Genomic DNA, 17,916 nt, shown 5'->3' on the forward strand with positions numbered 1-17,916 from the left:
CTCCCCGGATTTTGAGAAACCCGGTGACTTCGGACGTTATATCTTCCCGGATCGGGAAACAGACCATGCAAGAAGACGCAATCCCGCTCAATGACCGGGACGCCCAGGACCAACATCACCCGACGGATCGACCTCACGACCCTGCGGCTGTTCATCGCCATCTGTGAGGAGGGCAATTTGACGCGCGCCTCGCAGCGCGAGGCGATCGCGCCCTCTGCTGTCAGCAAACGCATGCATGACCTCGAGGAGGTACTCGAGGTCGCGCTGTTCGAGCGGCATCCGAACGGCATGGCGCTGACGCCGGCCGGTGAATCGCTGCTGCATCATGCGCGCGTGACGCTGCTCAACGTCGCGAAGATCGCCGTCGACATGGCCGAGCATGCGCGCGGCGTGCGCGGGCATGTGCGGATGCTGGCCAATCTGTCGTCGATCGTCGAATTCCTTCCCGACGATCTGCCCGGCTTCTTTCGCTCGCACGAGCTGGTGCGGCTCGATCTGCAGGAGCGTCCGAGCGCCGATGTCGTTCGCGGCGTCGAGGAGGGCGTGGCCGAAATCGGCATCTGCTCGGCAGACGTGTCGACGCGCGGGCTGGAGCGGTTCTCCTATCGGCGGGACCGCCTCGTTATCGTGGTGCGATCCGATCATCCGCTTGCGTCGGCAAGAGACGTTTCGTTCGCCGACACACTCGACTACGACCATGTCGGCCTGTTTGCGACCAGCTCGATCTATCTGCGCTCGCAATACACCGCGCAGCAGATCGGCAAGTCGATCCGGTTGCGGGTCCACGTCCCGGGTTTTGATGCGGTCTGCCGGATGGTGCAGGCCGGCATGGGTATCGGCCTCATTCCCGACCGTGCGTTCGAGGTCCTCAGTCACGGCATGAACCTGACGGCCGTCGAGTTGAGCGACGACTGGGCCGATCGCGAACTGGTGCTGGTGGCCAGGGATCCCGCGGGATTGTCGGCGACAAGCCAGTTGATGCTCGATCATCTGCGATTGCCCGGAACCAAACCTCACTGATGGCGGCCTTCGTGTCGTTCGTCATCCGCGAACGCGTGTTCATCAAAGGATATTGGACTTAAGGCCCTGCGCTCGGCGACACCACGATCAAAGACGATCGAGGAGCGCCAGACGTGGACGGACCATTATCCGGAATACGAGTCGTCGAGCTCGGAACTTTGATCGCGGCACCATTTGCCGCGCGGCTCTTTGCCGAGTTCGGCGCCGAAGTCATCAAGATCGAACAGCCGGGCAGCGGGGATCCGTTGCGCAGATGGCGCAAGCTGCATCAGGGCACCTCACTCTGGTGGTACCTGCAATCCCGCAACAAGAAGTCGATCGCGATCGATCTGAAATCGCCTGACGGGCGGGACGTGGCGCTGCGGCTGGCCGCGCAAGCCGACGTCGTGATCGAGAATTTTAAGCCAGGGAGCCTCGAGAAACTCGGCCTCGGCTGGGATGTGCTCTCAAAGCTCAATCCGGACCTGACACTGGTCCGCATCTCCGGCTACGGGCAGACCGGCCCTTACCGCGATCGCTCCGGGTTCGGCGCGATCGGCGAAGCTATGGGTGGGCTGCGCTTCACCACCGGCGATCCCGACAGCCCGCCGGCCCGGGTCGGCATCAGTATCGGCGACAGCCTTGCGTCGCTTCATGGCGTGATCGGCGCGCTGATGTCGCTGCTCCGAGTCAAGACAGGGCAGGGGCGAGGGCAGGTGGTCGACGTCTCGCTCTACGAGAGCGTGTTCAACCTGATGGAGAGTCTCGTCCCCGAATATGACCTCTTGGGTCATGTCAGGACCCGCACCGGCGGCGCCCTGCCGGGCATCAGTCCATCCAATACATATCCAAGCTCCGACGGGCGCCATGTCGTGATCGCTGGCAACAGCGACGCGATCTTCAAGCGCTTGATGCTGGTCATCGGGCGGCCGGACCTTGCCGACGATCCGGCCCTTGCCAGCAATGACGGACGTGTCCGCAGCAACGCCTTGCTCGATGCTGCCATCACTGCATGGACCTCGCAGCGAACGATGGACGAGATCCTCGCACGCCTCGATGCGGCGGATGTTCCTGCAGGCCGGATCTATTCCGTCGCCGATATTGTCGACGATCCCCATTACGCCGCGCGCGACATGATCCTGCCGACCGAGCTGCCGGGCGACGTCACCGTAAAGATGCCGGGCATCGCGCCAAAGCTCTCCGACACCCCGGGCGCAGTCAAATGGCCTGGCCCGACGCTGGGACAGCATACCGACGAGGTGCTCGCGGGCCTCGGCTTGCAGGCAGGCGATATCGCGCAGCTGCGCCGGAGCGGAGCGGTGCAATGACGGCAACGCCACCGGACATCCTGATCCAGGAGGTCGCTCCGCGCGACGGCCTTCAGATCGAACCGAAATGGGTCGAAACCAGCGAAAAAATCCGGCTGATCAATTCGCTCTCTGCGATCGGCTTCGGCCGCATTGAGGTCTCGTCGTTCGTGTCAGCGGCGGCCGTGCCGTCGCTGCGCGACGCCACTGACGTCTTCACCGGCATCGAGCAGCGGCCCGGCACGATCTATACGGCACTGATCCCGAACCGGAAGGGCGCCGAGCTGGCGCTGGCTGCACGCGTCGACGAGCTCAATTTCGTGATGTCGGCGAGCGAGACGCACAACCGCGCCAACATGAACATGACGCATGCGGTGTCGCTGGCGTCGCTCAGCGAGATCGTGAAGCCGGCCCATGCAGGCGGCGCATTAGTCAACGCGACGGTTGCGACGGCGTTCGGCTGTCCGTTCGAAGGCCTGCAGCCTCTCGAGAAGGTGTTCGATATCGTCAAGCGCTATCTCGATCTCGGGGTCGATGGCGTCACGCTCGCCGATACCACGGGCATGGCCAATCCCAATCAGGTCTCGCAGCTGGTTGCCGAGGTCTTGATGCTGGTCCCTGCGGACATGCTCACGCTTCACTTCCACAACACGCGCGGTCTTGGGCTGGTTAACGTCCTCGCGGCCTATGACACCGGCGCGCGCCGCTTTGACGCCGCGCTGGGCGGCCTCGGCGGATGTCCATTTGCGCCGGGCGCCACCGGCAATGTCTGTACCGAAGACCTCGTCAATCTCTGCCACGAGACGGGCTTGCGAACCGGTCTCGACCTGCAGCGCTTGATCGATCTCTCGTTCCGGTTGCCTGGACTGGTCGGACATGAGGTGCCGGGACAGGTCGCCAAGGCCGGCCGTCCCCTCGATCTGCATCCCATACCCGAGCGGCTGCGACGCTCGGGCTGATCGACCGCTATCAAAATTCAAAACACATTGGAGGAAACCATGACGATTGCCACGGCGGTGACTGCCGACCTCGATACTGGACTCACAGAGCATCAGGTCATCAAGAAGATTGCGTGGCGGCTGATGCCGCTGATCATCGTCTGCTACTTCTTTGCGTTCTTCGACCGCGTCAACATCAGTTTTGCCAAGGCTGCGCTCCAGGCCGATCTCGGCCTCAGCAACACAGCCTACGGATTTGGCGCCAGCCTGTTCGTCGTTGGTTACGTCCTGCTGGAAGTGCCGAGCAACATGCTGCTCTATCGCTTCGGCGCGCGGCGCTGGATCGCCCGCATCATGATTTCCTGGGGGCTGGCGACGGCGGCGATGGTCTTCGTTCATAGCGAGTGGCAGTTCTATGCGCTGCGCTTCGTGATCGGCGCCATGGAGGCGGGATTTGCGCCCGGCATTCTCTATTACCTGACACTCTGGTTTCCAAAATCGCATCGCGGCCGCATGACGTCCGTGTTTTTTCTCGCCACTGCATTCTCGGGGATCATCGGCGCGCCGATCTCGGGTCTCATCCTCAATTACCTGAACGGGCTGCACGGTCTGGCCGGTTGGCAATGGCTGTTTCTGGCTGGCGGCATTCCCTGCGTTGCGCTTGGTTTCATCGTGCTGCTGCGCTTCGACGACGGGATCGAGCAGGCCGAATGGTTGAGCGACGACGAGCGCCGGTTGATCTCGGTTCAGCTGGACCGCCAGAAGAGCGAGATCGGCGAGCATTCGGCATGGCGCTCGCTGCTCATGCCCGGCGTGCTGCTGCTCGGATTCATCTACTTCCTGATCCAGATCGCCTCCTACGGCCTCAATTTTTGGGCGCCTGACCTGATCAAGGCGGCCGGCGGAGGCAGTGCAGCCGCGATCGGCTTCCTGACCGCCGTACCCTATATCTGCGGCGCCATCTGCATGATCGTCGTAGGCCGATTGTCGGATGCATCAGGCGAGCGCCCGAAATTTGTCGCAGCCTTGATTCTGACCGCGGCCGTGGGCTTCTTCGCGTCCGGTGCATTCGACAGGAATGTCGTCACCCTGGTTGGCGCGCTTGCCATCCTTGGTGCCGGCGTGGTTGCGGCCATTCCGGCATTCTGGACGCTGCCACCGAAAATTCTCACCGGTGCGGGGGCGGCAAGCGGGATCGCGCTCATCAACACGCTGGGGCAGGTCGGTGGCATCGTCAGCCCGGTCATGGTTGGCTCGGTCAAGGATGTGACCGGCAGCACGACACCCGCGCTCTATGTCATCGGCGGCTTGTGCGTGCTCTGTGCGTTGCTGCTGCTGACGGTGCTTCCGCGAGACCTGAAAGCCAGGGACGTGGCGGAACCCCGGGTCGCATAGGCCGCGGCATTGGCGCGCCTTGGTGAGGCGCATTCAAGAGGGTATCTAGGCGAACGACATCACACCGCCGTCCATTCTCAATGGATGGCGGTGTGATGGCCTGGAACCGAAGGGGACGCGCAATGGCGAAGAACACGATTTGCCTCTGGTACGACAAAGACGCTGAGGCGGCCGCCCGCTTCTATGCCGAGACGTTCCCCGACAGCGCCGTAAGCGCCGTCCATCACGCGCCCAGCGATTACCCCTCCGGCAGGGCGGGCGATGTGCTGACCGTCGAGTTTACGGTTGCCGGCGTTGCCTGTCTCGGCCTCAACGGCGGTCCGATTTTCAAGCACAACGAGGCTTTCTCGTTCCAGATCGCGACCGACGATCAGGAGGAGACCGACCGCTACTGGAACGCCATCATCGGCAATGGCGGGCAGGAGAGCGCCTGCGGCTGGTGCAAGGACAGATGGGGCCTCTCCTGGCAGATCACGCCACGGGTGTTGACTGAGGCATTGGCGGCCGGCGGCGCCGAGGCCAAGCGCGCCTTCGATGCGATGATGGGGATGACGAAGATCGATGTCGCCGTGATCGAGGCCGCGCGCCGCGGCTGAAATTATCTCGCCTCAGATACAGAGGCCGAGCAGCTTGACGTGGCAGCTGCTGGTTTTGGGCTTGCTGGCGGGCGCGGCCTCGCGCTTCACGGCAACCAGCGGCTCCTCGTCCTTCTTGCCTTTACCTTTGCCCTTGCCCTTCGGCTCGTAGTCGCCCGCGATCACCATGGCCCAATAGGTTCGCTTGCCGCTGGCATTCTTGGCGCTGGCGATGCCGACGCGCGAGGCGTTGTGCAGCAGCAGGTTCTTGCGATGCCCGGACGAGTCGATCCACTGTCCCAGCGTCTTCTCGAAATTGTCGTAGCCATAGGCGATGTTCTCGGCCGCGCGGCCCGCGCCCGCCGGTGCGACGCGCCGGTTGAACGGGCCGAGCGCGTCGTGGCTGAGGTCGTCCTTCGCCGCCATCGCGCGGGCCTGGTCCATGGCGATGCGGTCGAGGGTTGAATCGCGGACGACGCGGACTTCGCCGTTCTTGAGGCGAAAGCCGGAGATCAGCTCGGCAGGGGATTCGGCCATCGCGGGCGCAGCTGCGAGCAGCAGAAGGCCAGCGATCACGCCGCCAACCACACGATGCATCATCATCCCCCGAATGCCCATGACCCGCCGCCCGAATGATCCGATCGGTTCTCTATCGCCAATGTGGACGCTTCAAGGCGTGAGCAGCCCGTCAGCTCGCCGGCAGGTCTGCCTCGAAGTTGAAACGGTCCCGCAGGTTCTTCCGCTGTTCCAGGATGTCCTTGAGGAAGGCGCGGTCCTGGTCGTTCTTCATCATCGGCTCGATCAGGTCGAGCTGGTTCATGGCGACCAGTTGCAGGATCTCGGTTCGCGGCTTGCCGCTGGTATCACGGGGCAGCGCGTGTACGACCTGGATGTGCTCCGGCGGCTTGGGGCCCTTGGCGGCCGAAAGCTCGCTCCGAAGCTCGCCTTCAAGCGTGGCCTGATCGGCCTCGACGAAGGCATAGAGTCCGACGCCGGAGCGGCGGTCGGCGAAGGCGACGATGGCGGTGTCGCGCACGGCCGGGTTCTTGCGGATCAGCTCGGCCAGCACCGGCGCGTCGTTGACCAGCCGGCGGCCGCCGCCCTCGCGGTCGGTGAAGTTGAACAGGCCGCGCGTGATCGCGCGATAGACCTTCTTGCCGGTCGCGAGCCACAGGCTGGCGGCGAATGACTTCTTCGCCAGGATCTTTCGCTCGCGCGGCGTCAGCGCCTCGGGTGCATAGGAACGCTTGTGCTTGAGCAGATGCCGCAGGTCCTCGTAGGCGAGGATGCGGTAGAGCCGGCCACGTCGGTTGAAGCAGGCCGCGAGCTGGAAGTCGGTGACATAGGCGCGGCCGTCGCGGCCGACCAGCCAGTTCTGCTCCTTGGCGAGATCGTTGTGGCAGATGCCGGCGCGGCGCAGCCGGCGTAGCGCCGCCTTGGCCGAGCGGAAATAGGCGAGGTCGCCATGTGGCTTGGCGAGATGGAGCGCGACGCCGTCGACAAAGCCGCGCACGAGCGCCCGGCGGCCGGCCCACAGCAAATCAGGGCCGACATTGAGACCTTTGGCCAGCGCCAGCGCGTGCTTCTCACGCGCGAACAGGTGGCGCGCCAAGGGAAATGACCACCACGGCACTTCGTCGAGCCGGCGCAGCACGGCGTCGACCTCGCCGTTGTCGCCACGGAAGCGGCCGCGCTCGACGGTCGAGAACACGTCGCGCTTGAGCAGCACGCCCTCGGTCCAGCGCGCCAAGAGCACCGCGGCGTCGTCTTTGGGGAGGTTCATCGAAAACTCACGCGGCTGCGGCGATGCGCAGGTGATCGGCGATCCAGCGATCGAGATCGGCGAGCGCCAGTGCGCTCATCGCCTGCTTCTTGGCCACCGTCTTCTCGTTGCCGCGCAGGCGGGTGCCGTCGGGTTTCTTCGTCGGAGCGCTCGCGAGCGGCGGGAACAGGCCGAAATTGATGTTCATCGGCTGGAACGAGCGCGTACCGGGCTCGATGGTCTCGATATGGCCGCCGGTGATGTGACCGAGCAGCGATCCCAGTGCCGTCGTAGCAGGCGGGCTCGCCAGTGTCTCGCCGCGCGCATCCGCCGCCGCATAGAGACCGGCGATCAGGCCGACGCTGGCGGATTCCACATAGCCCTCGCAGCCGGTCATCTGACCGGCAAAGCGCAGCCGGGGCTGCGCGCGCAGGCGCAATTGGCCGTCGAGCAGCTTTGGCGAATTGAGGAAGGTGTTGCGATGCAGGCCGCCGAGGCGGGCGAATTCGGCCTTCTCCAGCCCCGGAATGCTGCGGAAGATGCGTTGCTGCTCGCCGTATTTCAGCTTCGTCTGGAATCCGACGATGTTGTAGAGCGTGCCGAGCTTGTTGTCCTGGCGCAGCTGCACGATCGCGTAGGCCTTCGTGGTGGGATCGTGCGGATTGGTGAGGCCGACCGGCTTCATCGGGCCGTGGCGCAACGTCTCGGGGCCGCGCTCCGCCATCACCTCGATCGGCAGGCAGCCGTCGAAATAGGGCGTGTTGGTCTCCCATTCCTTGAACTCGGTCTTCTCGCCCGCGATCAGCGCGGCGACGAAGCCGTCATACTGCTCCTTGGTCATGGGGCAGTTGATGTAGTCGGCGCCGGTGCCGCCGGGGCCGACCTTGTCATAGCGCGACTGGAACCAGGCCACGGACATGTCGATGGACTCGCGATGCACGATCGGCGCGATCGCGTCGAAGAAAGCGAGAGCGTTCTCGTCGGTCAATTCGCGGATGGCGTCGGCCAGCGGGGCGGAGGTGAGGGGGCCGGTCGCCACGATCACGTTGCTCCAATCGGCCGGCGGCAGGCCGGAAACCTCGCCACGGGCGATCTCGATCAGGGGGTGGTCGTTGAGCGCCTTGGTGACGGCCGCCGAGAAGCCGTCGCGGTCGACCGCGAGCGCACCGCCGGCGGGCACCTGGTTGGCGTCGGCCGCGCGCATGATCAGCGAGCCGAGCCGGCGCATTTCGGCGTGCAGCAGGCCGACGGCGTTGTTGGCGGCGTCGTCCGAGCGGAACGAATTGGAGCAGACGAGCTCGGCGAGCCCATCGGTGCGGTGCGCTTCGGTCATGCGGTCCGGCCGCATCTCGTGCAGCACCACGGGCACGCCGGATTTGGCGACCTGCCAGGCGGCTTCGGAACCGGCAAGGCCGGCGCCGATCACGTGCACAATGTTGGATTGGGGTCCTGTCATGGGGCGGACAGGTAGCGCTTTTCGGCGGTCAGTGGAATCGCCGAGATGGAGTTTTCTGCCATCAGAAACGACAACGCCCGCACGAGGCGGGCGCTATCGGTTCGTCCGGTGAAGGGCTGAACGAAATCAGCCCTGATACTGACCGGCGGCAACGCGCGGGATGTCCGAGCGATCGAGGCCGATGTCGGCCAGTTCGCGATCGCTGAGCTGGGACAGCTCGGCAACATTGCGCTGATAGTCCCGGAAAGCCTGGATCATGCGGATGAGCGAGAGCAGCATTGGTAGTCTCCTGTAGTTCGATTCAGCCCTTGCCCGGGCCTCATCGTTGAAATGAATATAGGTGAGGGTGGTGCAGTGCGAAAGTTCCGATGTTGCGATGCAGCTAAGCGCGAGGTGCATAGCGGTGGTAACGGACGATTAACCCGGGAGCACTCTCGCCCAAAGGGTAGGCGAAATAGAGAATGCTTTGCCATAAATCACCGTGAATTCACGGGTTTACTGCAACCATTCTCGTTACCGGTGAAATGGAAATAGGTAGGGTTCCAACTGTTCTCAAGGCGATCAGTCAGCGTCTGCACCCAAGTCTCGCATGCGCGAATCGCATGATAGCGGAACTATAGAGATGAATATAAATTCATTCATATGAGAGATGCCACGCGACCGGATCCCGCCGATCCGACTCGCTCAGGGCTGGCGGATCACCAGGCGACCGGCCATGGAGCCTGTCGAAACTCACCCTGCCTCGTTTCAGACCGCAGCCGCCTCCTTGGTGCGGTGCACACACGCCGAACGTGTGGCGTTCATTACAAGGGTGTAATGAAAATCAGAAATTTCGCATGGTGCCTCTGCGCCGCGCGCAACATCACGCAATTCTCGCGAGAAATTTATTGCGGCAAGTTGCCGCGCCCGGAGGAAAGTCATGTCGCAGATTCTGGCAATGTCGCTGGTTCTGTCACAAGAACAAGAGAAGGAAAGTAACATCATGACGAAGTTACTCGGGGTTATCGCAATTGCCGCCGTCGCGTTCGCCGTCGCGCCGGCCCAGGCTGCCAAGCACGCCATGGGCGGTTGCAGCTCAGCCAACCTGGAGAAGACGGAGACCGCGATCGAGAACATGGCCGACGGCGACAGCAAGTTCGTGGCGCAGAAGGAGATCGCGGCTGCGCAGGACGCGCTTCTCAACGGCAAAATGGGTGTGTGCGGCGCGCACCTGAACAAGGCGATGAACGCCACCATGGGGAAGTAAACGCACCAAGAGAGGGCCGATCGCCGGGCGATCGGCCCTACGCGTCCTGTCGGGCGCTATTTAAGGGGCGCGTGCGAGCTGGGTCGCGAAATAGGCGACGGTCTTGGAGTAGACTTCGCTCTTATTCCATTGCTGCAATACCGCAAAATTCGGACTGCCCGGCTGCCAGTCCTTGCCGCGCTGCCAGCCGTAGCCCGCGAGATAATTGGCGGTGGAGGCGAGCACGTCGGGCGCGTTGTGCAAGAGGTCGCGCTTGCCATTGCCGTCGAAATCGACGGCGTATTTCATCCAGGACGACGGCATGAACTGGGTCTGACCGAGCTCGCCGGCCCATGCGCCCTTCATGTCGGCGGGGGCGAGGTCGCCGCGCTGGACGATGCGCAGCGCATCCAGCAGCTCGGCACGAAACTGGTCGGAGCGACGGCAATCATAGGCCAGCGTTGCCAGCGAGCGGATGGTGGCGAACTTGCCGGTGTTGACGCCGAAATCGGTCTCGAGACCCCAGATCGCGACCAGTACCTCGCCGGGCACACCATAGGTCTGTTCGATGCGGGACAGCACCGAGCCGTATTGCTTCATCATGTTGGAGCCGCGCTGCATGCGCGGCGGCACCATGCGGCCGGAGAACTCCTCGAAGGTCTGGGTGAAGACTTTTTGCGAGCGGTCCCGGTTGAGCACGCTCTGATCGAGCGTCACGCCGGCAAGCCCGACGGCAACGGCCTGCTGCGAGACGCCCTTGGCCGTGGCGTCGGCTTTGAAGTCCGTGAGCCAGGCGTCGAAATTGCCCGAGCCGCAGGCAACAGCGGCGAGGGCTGGCTGGGCGGTTAGGATTGACGCGGAGAGGGCGAGGGCTGCGAGAGCGAGACGAGAAATCGTCGGGGTCATCAGATGAAATGGATTCCGTGAAGTGATCTGACCGGCGGGCGCAATTTCGATTGTAACCGCGGCCAAAGCAAGGCGTATGACAGCACGCAATCCTGCCCGAGCCGAGCCCGGGCAGGATCGCATGTCACGATATCGTCAGGCGTCCGTCCGATTGCGCCAGGGGAAGAGGTTGGCGGGGAAGTCGGCGGCCGGCTTGCGCGGGCGATGCGGCGGGGGCGGCACCGGACGTGCACCGGGCTCCGAGACGATCACCTTGCGGTAGAGGTGCCAAGTGGCGTGGCCGAGCAGGGGGATCACCACGGCAAGGCCAAGGAACGCCGGAATCGTACCTAGCGCCAGCAGCACCGCCACGATCAGGCCCCAGGCCGCCATCGGCACCGGGTTCTTGGCGACGACGCGCAGGGACGTCACCATGGCCTCGAACGCGCCGGCATGGCGGTCGAGCATCAAGGGGAACGACACGGCGCTGATGCAGAGCGCGGCAAGCGCAAACAGGAAGCCGGTGCCGCAGCCGACCACGATCAGCCACCAGCCTTGCTGGGTCGTCAGAACGCGCGTCATGAAATCAGAGATACCGGTCGCGCCCTCATAGCCGAACGCCGCGACATAGATCGCCTGAGCGGTCGCAACCCAGGTCACGAACAGAGCGAGTAGCAGCGTGCCGAGACCGAGCATGGCGCCGAACGAAGGCGAGCGCAGCACCTCCATGGCATTCCAGGCGCTGGCCTCCTCATAACGTTCGCGCCGGCTGGAGAGCTCATAGAGACCGAGCGCGGCGAACGGGCCGATCAGCGCGAAGCCTGCGGCCAGTGGGAACAACAGCGGCAGCACCGAATAGCCCATCACCGCGCGGGCGAGCACGAGGCCCAGCACCGGATAGATCACGCAGAGGATGATGGCGTGGCTCGGCACCGCCTTGAAATCTTCCCAGCCGCGCCTGAGCGCGTCGTGCAGATCGGACAGTTGGATGGTTCGGATCACCGGTCCAGCCGCATCCGCGGGCTGGGCCACAGTGGGGACATTGCCCGGGTAGAGTGTGGCCATGGTCGCTAGCTCCCTTGCCATGCAGCCGAATTCGGCGCCGGCAACGGCGCAAGCGGCCGCTTTTCTGAGTTTCGCGATTCCGGCCAGACGCGAATTCCGGACGTCATCGCGAACTGAAAGTGGAGCGTACGCCCATTTCCGAGTCCTGTCCCACACGCTTGGTTGAGATTCGATGCCGCACCGCAACCTCGACGATGTCATTCGGTCGTCATTTCGCCGCAGATAAGCTGATGCTGGTTGTCGGTTCGCACAACTTCGCGGGCGCAACGCAGTAACTTCGTTTATAAGTGCCACTCGAGGCCCTTCCAACGGATCCTTTTCGGGGAGAAGACATGAGCATTTTCGGGAAAATCATGGGCGCGATCTTCGGCAGCCATCCGGCTTCCGCCGCGCCCGCAGGTGGCGCACCCTCGGGTAGCGCGCCCGCCAGCGCCGCGCCGGGCGGATCGGCGCCTGCTGCCGCGCCGATGGCAACCGTGGACGTTGCGGCCATCGTCGACAAGCTGGTCGCTGCCCAGAAGGAGAAGCTGGAATGGCGCACCTCGATCGTCGACCTCATGAAGGCGCTCGACATCGACTCCAGCCTCGCCGCGCGTAAGGACCTCGCCAAGGAGCTCGGCTACAGCGGCGACATGAACGACTCGGCGAGCATGAACGTCTGGCTGCACAAGCAGGTGATGTCCAAGCTCGCCGCCAATGGCGGCAAGCTGCCGCCGGAGATCAAGCACTGACCGATTGTTCGGTCGTAAGCCAGGGGCCCGCGATCTCGCGGGCCCTTTTGCGTTCAGGCGACGAGGTCTGCTTCCTCCGGATGCCTGTCGAGATAGTCGACGACGAAGCCGCAGCCGGCGATCACCTTCTTGCCGTCACGGCGGATCAAGTCCAGTGCGCCCTTGACCAGCTCGGATGCAATGCCGCGGCCGCGTAGCGCGCGCGGCGTCTCGGTATGGGTGATGATCACGGCCGACGGCGTCAGCCGGTAATTGGCGAAGGCGATTTCGTTGCCCGCATCGAGCTCGAAGCGACTCCTGTCCTTGTTGTCCCGTACCGCCATGCCAGATCCCTTCGAAGCGCTGCGTGTTCTCTGATCTAGGCGCCTGAACCGGCCCTTGCCAAGGTGCGACCAAGGGAGGTTGCCGCAGGGGAGATATCCGGAAAATGCGTGTCCCACTCAGCCTCTTGGCGCTGCTTGTGGCGCTCGTCTCGACCGCGCCGGTGTCGGCTGCGGCCGAAGGCGCCCCGGCCTGGGAGGCCTGCGTCGGGCTGACCAGCACGCCGGACGAGCGGATCAAAGCCTGCTCGACCGTGATCGATACCAGGAGCGAGGGCGGGCAGAGGCTCGCCGGCGCCTATTGCAATCGCGGCCATGGGCTCACCGAGAAACGCGAGCTCGACGCCGCGTTGTCCGATCTCGACGAGGCGGTCCGGCTTGATCCCGGCTATGCCTGCGCCTACAACAATCGCGGCCGCGTCTACAGCTTGAAGCGCGACTATGATCGTGCCATCGCCGAATACGACCAGGCCATCAAGCTCGATCCGTCGCTGGCGCTGGCCTACAGCAACCGCGGGGAGGCCCGTTTCAACAAGGGCGACCTCGACGGCGCCATTGCCGATTTCGACGCGGCGATCAAGCGCGATCCCAACTATGTCACCGCCTACGCCAACCGCGGCTTCGTCTACGCCCGCAAGCACGACACGGCGCATGCGCTCGCCGACTACAGCATGCGGATCAAGCTGGCGCCGGATCTGATTGCCTATATCGACCGCGGCAACGTCTACCGCGACAGCGAGCAGCTCGATCGGGCCGCCGCCGACTACGGCGAGGCGATCCGCGTCGCACCGACCGACGCACGCGGCTGGCGCAATCGCGGCATGATCCGGCTCTATCGGGGCGACAACAAGGGCGGCCTCGCCGACTACGACAAGGCGCTGCAATACGATCCCTCCGACGTGTTCTCCTGGAACAACCGCGGCCAGGCCAGGCTGCGCCTCGGCGACAGGCAGGGCGCGATTGCCGATTTCCGGAAGGCGCTGGAATTGCGTCCAGGCCTGCCGTCCGCCCATGATGCACTGCAGAAGCTTGGGGCTCTGTAGCGAGCGTTCGATCAACGCGTGAGCCATAATTCGCTGATGCCGCCTCGCTGGCAAAAAACATCAGTCCGTCTTGCAATCGTGCACCCGGTTCCCCACGTCTCGTTACAGGACATACGCCCGAATGCGGCCGGCACGGTCGCTAGACATTCGGAGTGTCATGATCGCCAGCCGCTGACGTATGCCTCTTTTGGAGGAGGGTACGATGTCGGACTTTAGTTTCATCAAGACTCATCGAACATGGGAAGATTGGTGCGGGATGCTGCTCGGCGCGCTGATTGTCGCATCGCCGTGGTTCCCCATCCAGGATCACTCGCCGATCGTCGAACGCCAGACGATGATCCTGAACACGGTCGCAATCGGCCTCGTCGTATTTGGCCTCAGCCAGCTCGAATATGTCGCGTTGCAGCGCTGGCAGGAGGTGGCGACGATCCTGGTCGGGCTGTGGCTTATCGTCTCGCCCTATGTGTTCGGTTATTCCGGCGAAGGTTTTCTCCGGATCTACCATACGAGTCTGGGAGCGGTAGCGGTGATCCTCGGCGTGCTCCAGCTGTGGCAGGACTGGGATCTGAGTGACCAGGATATGCTGAAGCATGGGCAATAGGCGGTAGATTTGAGCAGGCCTGCCGCGCGCTCGGTGGGCCTGCGCTCGCTTAACTCTTCATCAAATCCGCATACTCCGGATGTTTCTCGATCCACGCCTTCACGAACGGACATTGCGGGATCAGTTTCAAGCCGGCCGCGCGGACCTGGTCGAGCGCGCCTTGCACCAGCTTCGAGCCGACGCCCTTGCCACCGAGCTCTTTCGGCACGTCGGTATGCTCGAAGGTGATGACGTTGCCGTCGAGCTTGTAGTGTTCAGTCGCGAGATGGCCCTCCACCTCCAGCTCGAAGCGATGATCGGCCTTGTTATCGATGACGTCGCTCATGGTGTCTCCCGTCAGGTCTTCAACGAGTCCGTCAGCATCTTGCGGATCGACCAGGCCTCGCCGTCGGACGAGCCCTTGATGTCGTCAATCCGCCAGCTGTTCGCCTCGCGCACGAAGTCATAGCGCACGATCTGGTCGGCGGGTTTGCGGTCGTTGCGGTGGCCGGTGATGGTCACCGCGATCGTCGCCTTGTCGGCCTCCACCTTCTCCGCATCAACCTTGAAGGATTTCACGTCCGGTTCTTGCGAGTTGGTGACAGGATCGAAATCGACCGGACCAACGTCGCCCTTCGGCGTATGCGCATCCGCCTTGGCCCACAGCGCGACCAGCGCCCTCGAGAGATATCTTGTTTTGGCCGCCTTGTTCTCGATGACGAAGGCGCCGCCGCCATCGCCTTTGCCCTTGGCTGCGCGCGTGTAGATCGCGGTCAGGATCGCGACGGGGTCGCTGGAGACAGGCATCACGGCGAATGCCGGGGAGGCGGTGGCAAGCAGAGAGGCGGCGACGAAGGTCCGACGGGTGAGCATGAAATGTCCCTGAGATAATGACGTGCGACCGCATGGCCGGAGGGGCCGGCGTCAGCGCGTATCTCTGTAGACCGATGGCGCGGCCGCTCGGTTCAATCGGTCGCTTTGGCGAGCCTGGAATCTTCAGATTGCGGCTGCGGGCGGAGGCAACCCTGGCAGATGACGAGGGAGCGAGTGACCTTGGCGTCCTGCTCGGCCTCGATGCCGTCCTGGGCCTGCCACCATTCCTTCGAATAGGGCTGAAGTCCGGCTTGCGACCTGTTGCGCTCGGAGCCGGCGTCGGCGCGGGTGGCACGCGGAGCCCCGGAACGTGGCTGGTTGGGATCCTCGCCGGCGCCGTCCCAGGCATAGCGCGCAGGCTTGAAGGCGGGGTCGGCGGAGAGGTGCGCCTGAGGCGCCACGGCACAACCGGCGAGCGCCAGCGACAACAGGAGGAAGGCGGGCGCTTTGACCATGATGCGGCACTCTGTACGCGAGAACTGGCTGAGGTTGCGCCGATCATGCTTAAAATTCCCTGAACGGTCGCGGCCGCGCCGGCGACAAACGCGAATGCGATATCTGATCCTCCTGCTCACACTGCTCACCACCGCTGCGCGCGCCGATGATGCAAAACCGTTCAATCCCTCCGATTATCCGCCCGGCGTGCAGCAGGCGCTGCGCTACGCCAATGAGGAATGCGACAGCCAGGATGGTGGCCTGGTGACCTTCGCGCCGGACACCGTGCGCAAGATCGACCTGACCGGGGACCGCCGTGAGGACTACATCGTCGATTTCCGCGACACCAAATGCGGGGAGCGCGAGACCACCTATTGCGGAACCGGCGGCTGCGTCATGAACGTCCTGGTGACTCTGCCCGATGGCAGCGTGCGCCCCGTGTTCGACGGCTATGTCCGCAGCTACAAGATCTTGCCGCCGCCGATGAAGCGTGGCGCGGCGCGCACCATTCGCTTCGATCTGCACGGCAGCTATTGCGGCGGTTTCGGTGCGCAGGCCTGCTGGGAGGAGAAGGCCATCACGGCGACGCCGTTTGCGTTCAGGCAGCCGTAGGGCAGATGCGCGACCGGCGGCCTTGCTACACCGCATTCGATGGCGATAAATGGGCTGCAAGGAGCGGGCGGCTCGTGCGCCGTCCGCCGTCGAAGAGGAAGCCCGATGCAGCCCCTGCGCATGTCCCGCCGCGTCATGAATCTCGCTCACATGCTGACCCAGAATGCGCGGCGGCATGGGTCGCGTCCTGGTTTCGTCTGGGGTGACAAATCCTGGACCTGGCGCGAGATCGATGCGCAGGTCTCGGCGCTGGCCGCCGCACTCGCCGCGCGCGGCATCGCCAAGGGCGACCGCATCCTCGTCCATTCCAAGAATGGCGACGAGATGTTCTTCTCGATGTTCGCCGCGTTCCGGCTCGGTGCGGTCTGGGTGCCCACCAATTTCCGCCTGATGCCGGATGAGGTCACCTATCTCGCGCAGGCCTCCGGCGCGAAGGCGTTCCTGTGCCACGTCGATTTTCCCGAGCACGCTGCAGCCGTGAAGGGCGGTGCGCTGGAGTTCACCTGGAGCGTCGACGGCAAGGGCTCGTTCGGCGAGCGCTCGGTGGCGGAAGCCATCGCCTCGCAGGCCGGTGCAAGCGTTGCGAACGTCGCCGTCGAGCACGACGATCCCTGCTGGTTCTTCTTCACCTCCGGCACCACCGGCCGCTCCAAGGCCGCGGTGCTGACCCACGGCCAGATGGGTTTTGTCGTCACCAACCATCTCGCCGATCTCACCCCCGGCGTCACGGAAGCGGATGCGTCGCTGGTGGTGGCGCCGCTGTCGCATGGCGCCGGCGTCCATCAGCTGGTGCAGACCGCCCGCGGCGTGTGCACCGTGCTGCTGCCGACGGAGAAATTCGACATCGACGAGGCGTTCCGCCTGATCGAGGCGCATCGGGTCAGCAATCTCTTCACGGTGCCGACGATCCTGAAGATGATGGTCGAGCATCCGGCCGCCGACAAATACGATCATTCCTCGCTGCGTCACGTGATCTATGCCGGTGCGCCGATGTACCGCGAGGACCAGAAGGCCGCGCTGAAGAAGCTCGGCAAGGTCATCGTGCAGTATTTTGGCCTCGGCGAGGTCACCGGCAACATCACCGTGCTGCCGGCGGCGCTGCATGATCCCGAGGACGGACCTTATGCGAAGATCGGCACCTGCGGCTTCGAGCGCACGGCCATGCAGGTCTCGATCCAGGACGACGAGGGCCGCGAGCTGGCCGCCAACCAGAGTGGCGAGATCTGCGTGATCGGGCCTGCCGTGCTCGCCGGCTACTACGACAACCCCGAGGCCAATGCCAAGGCGTTCCGCGACGGCTGGTTCCGCACCGGCGACCTCGGCCACATGGACGAGGAGGGGTTCGTCTACATCACGGGACGGGCCTCCGACATGTACATCTCCGGTGGCTCCAACATCTATCCGCGCGAGATCGAGGAGAAGATCTTGACGCATCCTGCGGTCGGCGAGGTCGCCGTGCTCGGCGTGCCCGATGCGACCTGGGGCGAGGTCGGCGTTGCCGTCTGCGTCGCGCGCGAAGGCGAGACACCGGTGAGCGAAGCCGAGATGGCGGCGTTCCTCCTGCCGAAGGTGCCGCGCTACAAGATGCCGAAGCGGTTCTTCTTCTGGGAAGCCTTGCCGAAGTCCGGCTATGGCAAGATCCCGAAGCGCATGGTGCGCGATGAGCTCGAGGCGCGCGGGCTGCTCGATCTCGACAACAAGCAGGCGGGCTGAGC

21 protein-coding genes are annotated in these 17,916 nt (G+C 64.1%); 11 read left to right on the top strand and 10 right to left on the bottom strand.

Annotated elements, in window-relative coordinates:
* The first annotated feature begins 90 nt into the window (after positions 1-90).
* The 5 genes from IVB46_RS11190 (at position 91) to IVB46_RS11210 (ending at position 5,235) form a co-directional block, all read left to right on the top strand.
* Entirely contained in the window at positions 91-1,020 is a 930-nt protein-coding gene (locus tag IVB46_RS11190) for a LysR family transcriptional regulator (protein WP_247305353.1), read from the top strand.
* Between the two features lie 113 nt (positions 1,021-1,133).
* Entirely contained in the window at positions 1,134-2,327 is a 1,194-nt protein-coding gene (locus IVB46_RS11195) for a CoA transferase (RefSeq protein WP_247305355.1), read from the top strand.
* On the top strand, positions 2,324-3,265 hold the full coding sequence (locus tag IVB46_RS11200; RefSeq protein WP_247305357.1) for a hydroxymethylglutaryl-CoA lyase: 942 nt from the start codon (positions 2,324-2,326) through the stop codon (positions 3,263-3,265). Before IVB46_RS11195 ends, IVB46_RS11200 begins: the two co-directional genes overlap by 4 nt.
* A gap of 39 nt (positions 3,266-3,304) precedes the next feature.
* On the top strand, positions 3,305-4,639 hold the full coding sequence (locus IVB46_RS11205) for an MFS transporter (protein ID WP_247305359.1): 1,335 nt from the start codon (positions 3,305-3,307) through the stop codon (positions 4,637-4,639).
* Between the two features lie 122 nt (positions 4,640-4,761).
* A complete protein-coding gene (locus tag IVB46_RS11210; protein ID WP_247305361.1) occupies positions 4,762-5,235 on the top strand; it encodes a VOC family protein in 474 nt (157 codons plus the stop codon).
* Between the two features lie 12 nt (positions 5,236-5,247).
* Here IVB46_RS11210 and IVB46_RS11215 read toward each other — a convergent pair whose 3' ends face one another.
* The 4 genes from IVB46_RS11215 to IVB46_RS11230 all read right to left on the bottom strand — a co-directional run bounded on the left by IVB46_RS11215 (position 5,248) and on the right by IVB46_RS11230 (position 8,711).
* Positions 5,248-5,811 carry a CAP domain-containing protein gene (locus IVB46_RS11215; protein ID WP_247305634.1) on the bottom strand — a complete coding sequence of 188 codons (564 nt, stop codon included), beginning with the start codon at positions 5,809-5,811 and terminating at the stop codon, positions 5,248-5,250.
* Between the two features lie 91 nt (positions 5,812-5,902).
* Positions 5,903-6,997 (bottom strand): serine/threonine protein kinase, encoded by a 1,095-nt coding sequence (locus IVB46_RS11220; protein WP_247305363.1) that lies wholly within the window; start codon positions 6,995-6,997, stop codon positions 5,903-5,905.
* Positions 6,998-7,004: 7 nt separating this feature from the next.
* On the bottom strand, positions 7,005-8,432 hold the full coding sequence (gene trmFO, locus IVB46_RS11225; RefSeq protein ID WP_063983139.1) for a methylenetetrahydrofolate--tRNA-(uracil(54)-C(5))-methyltransferase (FADH(2)-oxidizing) TrmFO: 1,428 nt from the start codon (positions 8,430-8,432) through the stop codon (positions 7,005-7,007).
* A 126-nt stretch (positions 8,433-8,558) separates the two neighbouring features.
* Positions 8,559-8,711, bottom strand: coding sequence for a DUF1127 domain-containing protein (locus IVB46_RS11230; protein ID WP_007590701.1), 153 nt, complete (start codon positions 8,709-8,711; stop codon positions 8,559-8,561).
* A 640-nt stretch (positions 8,712-9,351) separates the two neighbouring features.
* On the opposite strand from IVB46_RS11230, the gene IVB46_RS11235 reads away from it, so the two are divergent.
* Positions 9,352-9,678, top strand: coding sequence for a hypothetical protein (locus IVB46_RS11235; protein ID WP_028152352.1), 327 nt, complete (start codon positions 9,352-9,354; stop codon positions 9,676-9,678).
* 60 nt (positions 9,679-9,738) lie between these two features.
* Here the strand turns inward: IVB46_RS11235 and IVB46_RS11240 are convergent, their stop codons facing one another.
* Together IVB46_RS11240 and IVB46_RS11245 are read right to left on the bottom strand one after the other, a co-directional pair.
* The gene (locus IVB46_RS11240) at positions 9,739-10,563 is read right to left on the bottom strand and encodes a lytic murein transglycosylase (protein ID WP_247305368.1); all 825 of its coding nucleotides are present in this window, start codon (positions 10,561-10,563) and stop codon (positions 9,739-9,741) included.
* A 135-nt stretch (positions 10,564-10,698) separates the two neighbouring features.
* Positions 10,699-11,607 (bottom strand): DUF2189 domain-containing protein, encoded by a 909-nt coding sequence (locus IVB46_RS11245; RefSeq protein WP_166341915.1) that lies wholly within the window; start codon positions 11,605-11,607, stop codon positions 10,699-10,701.
* A 332-nt stretch (positions 11,608-11,939) separates the two neighbouring features.
* Here IVB46_RS11245 and IVB46_RS11250 point away from each other — a divergent pair, with 332 nt between their 5' ends.
* Positions 11,940-12,338, top strand: coding sequence for a DUF3597 domain-containing protein (locus tag IVB46_RS11250; RefSeq protein WP_028156132.1), 399 nt, complete (start codon positions 11,940-11,942; stop codon positions 12,336-12,338).
* 53 nt (positions 12,339-12,391) lie between these two features.
* Here IVB46_RS11250 and IVB46_RS11255 read toward each other — a convergent pair whose 3' ends face one another.
* A complete protein-coding gene (locus tag IVB46_RS11255; protein ID WP_014495087.1) occupies positions 12,392-12,661 on the bottom strand; it encodes a GNAT family N-acetyltransferase in 270 nt (89 codons plus the stop codon).
* Between the two features lie 104 nt (positions 12,662-12,765).
* Between IVB46_RS11255 and IVB46_RS11260 the strand changes: the two genes are divergently transcribed.
* Both IVB46_RS11260 and IVB46_RS11265 read left to right on the top strand, forming a co-directional pair.
* Positions 12,766-13,701 carry a tetratricopeptide repeat protein gene (locus IVB46_RS11260; RefSeq protein WP_247305371.1) on the top strand — a complete coding sequence of 312 codons (936 nt, stop codon included), beginning with the start codon at positions 12,766-12,768 and terminating at the stop codon, positions 13,699-13,701.
* A 202-nt stretch (positions 13,702-13,903) separates the two neighbouring features.
* On the top strand, positions 13,904-14,302 hold the full coding sequence (locus IVB46_RS11265; RefSeq protein ID WP_063986354.1) for an SPW repeat protein: 399 nt from the start codon (positions 13,904-13,906) through the stop codon (positions 14,300-14,302).
* Positions 14,303-14,351: 49 nt separating this feature from the next.
* On the opposite strand, the gene IVB46_RS11270 is transcribed toward IVB46_RS11265, so the two are convergent.
* The 3 genes from IVB46_RS11270 to IVB46_RS11280 all read right to left on the bottom strand — a co-directional run bounded on the left by IVB46_RS11270 (position 14,352) and on the right by IVB46_RS11280 (position 15,609).
* On the bottom strand, positions 14,352-14,627 hold the full coding sequence (locus tag IVB46_RS11270; protein ID WP_247305389.1) for a GNAT family N-acetyltransferase: 276 nt from the start codon (positions 14,625-14,627) through the stop codon (positions 14,352-14,354).
* A gap of 11 nt (positions 14,628-14,638) precedes the next feature.
* Positions 14,639-15,154 (bottom strand): DUF3828 domain-containing protein, encoded by a 516-nt coding sequence (locus tag IVB46_RS11275; protein ID WP_247305392.1) that lies wholly within the window; start codon positions 15,152-15,154, stop codon positions 14,639-14,641.
* A gap of 92 nt (positions 15,155-15,246) precedes the next feature.
* The gene (locus IVB46_RS11280) at positions 15,247-15,609 is read right to left on the bottom strand and encodes a hypothetical protein (RefSeq protein ID WP_014495092.1); all 363 of its coding nucleotides are present in this window, start codon (positions 15,607-15,609) and stop codon (positions 15,247-15,249) included.
* A gap of 94 nt (positions 15,610-15,703) precedes the next feature.
* Between IVB46_RS11280 and IVB46_RS11285 the strand changes: the two genes are divergently transcribed.
* Both IVB46_RS11285 and IVB46_RS11290 read left to right on the top strand, forming a co-directional pair.
* A complete protein-coding gene (locus tag IVB46_RS11285) occupies positions 15,704-16,201 on the top strand; it encodes a hypothetical protein (RefSeq protein WP_247305395.1) in 498 nt (165 codons plus the stop codon).
* Positions 16,202-16,306: 105 nt separating this feature from the next.
* Positions 16,307-17,914, top strand: coding sequence for an acyl-CoA synthetase (locus tag IVB46_RS11290; protein WP_247305399.1), 1,608 nt, complete (start codon positions 16,307-16,309; stop codon positions 17,912-17,914).
* Positions 17,915-17,916 lie beyond the last annotated feature (2 nt).

The sequence above is a fragment of the Bradyrhizobium sp. 61 genome (assembly GCF_023073075.1).
GTDB classification, from domain to species: domain Bacteria; phylum Pseudomonadota; class Alphaproteobacteria; order Rhizobiales; family Xanthobacteraceae; genus Bradyrhizobium; species Bradyrhizobium barranii.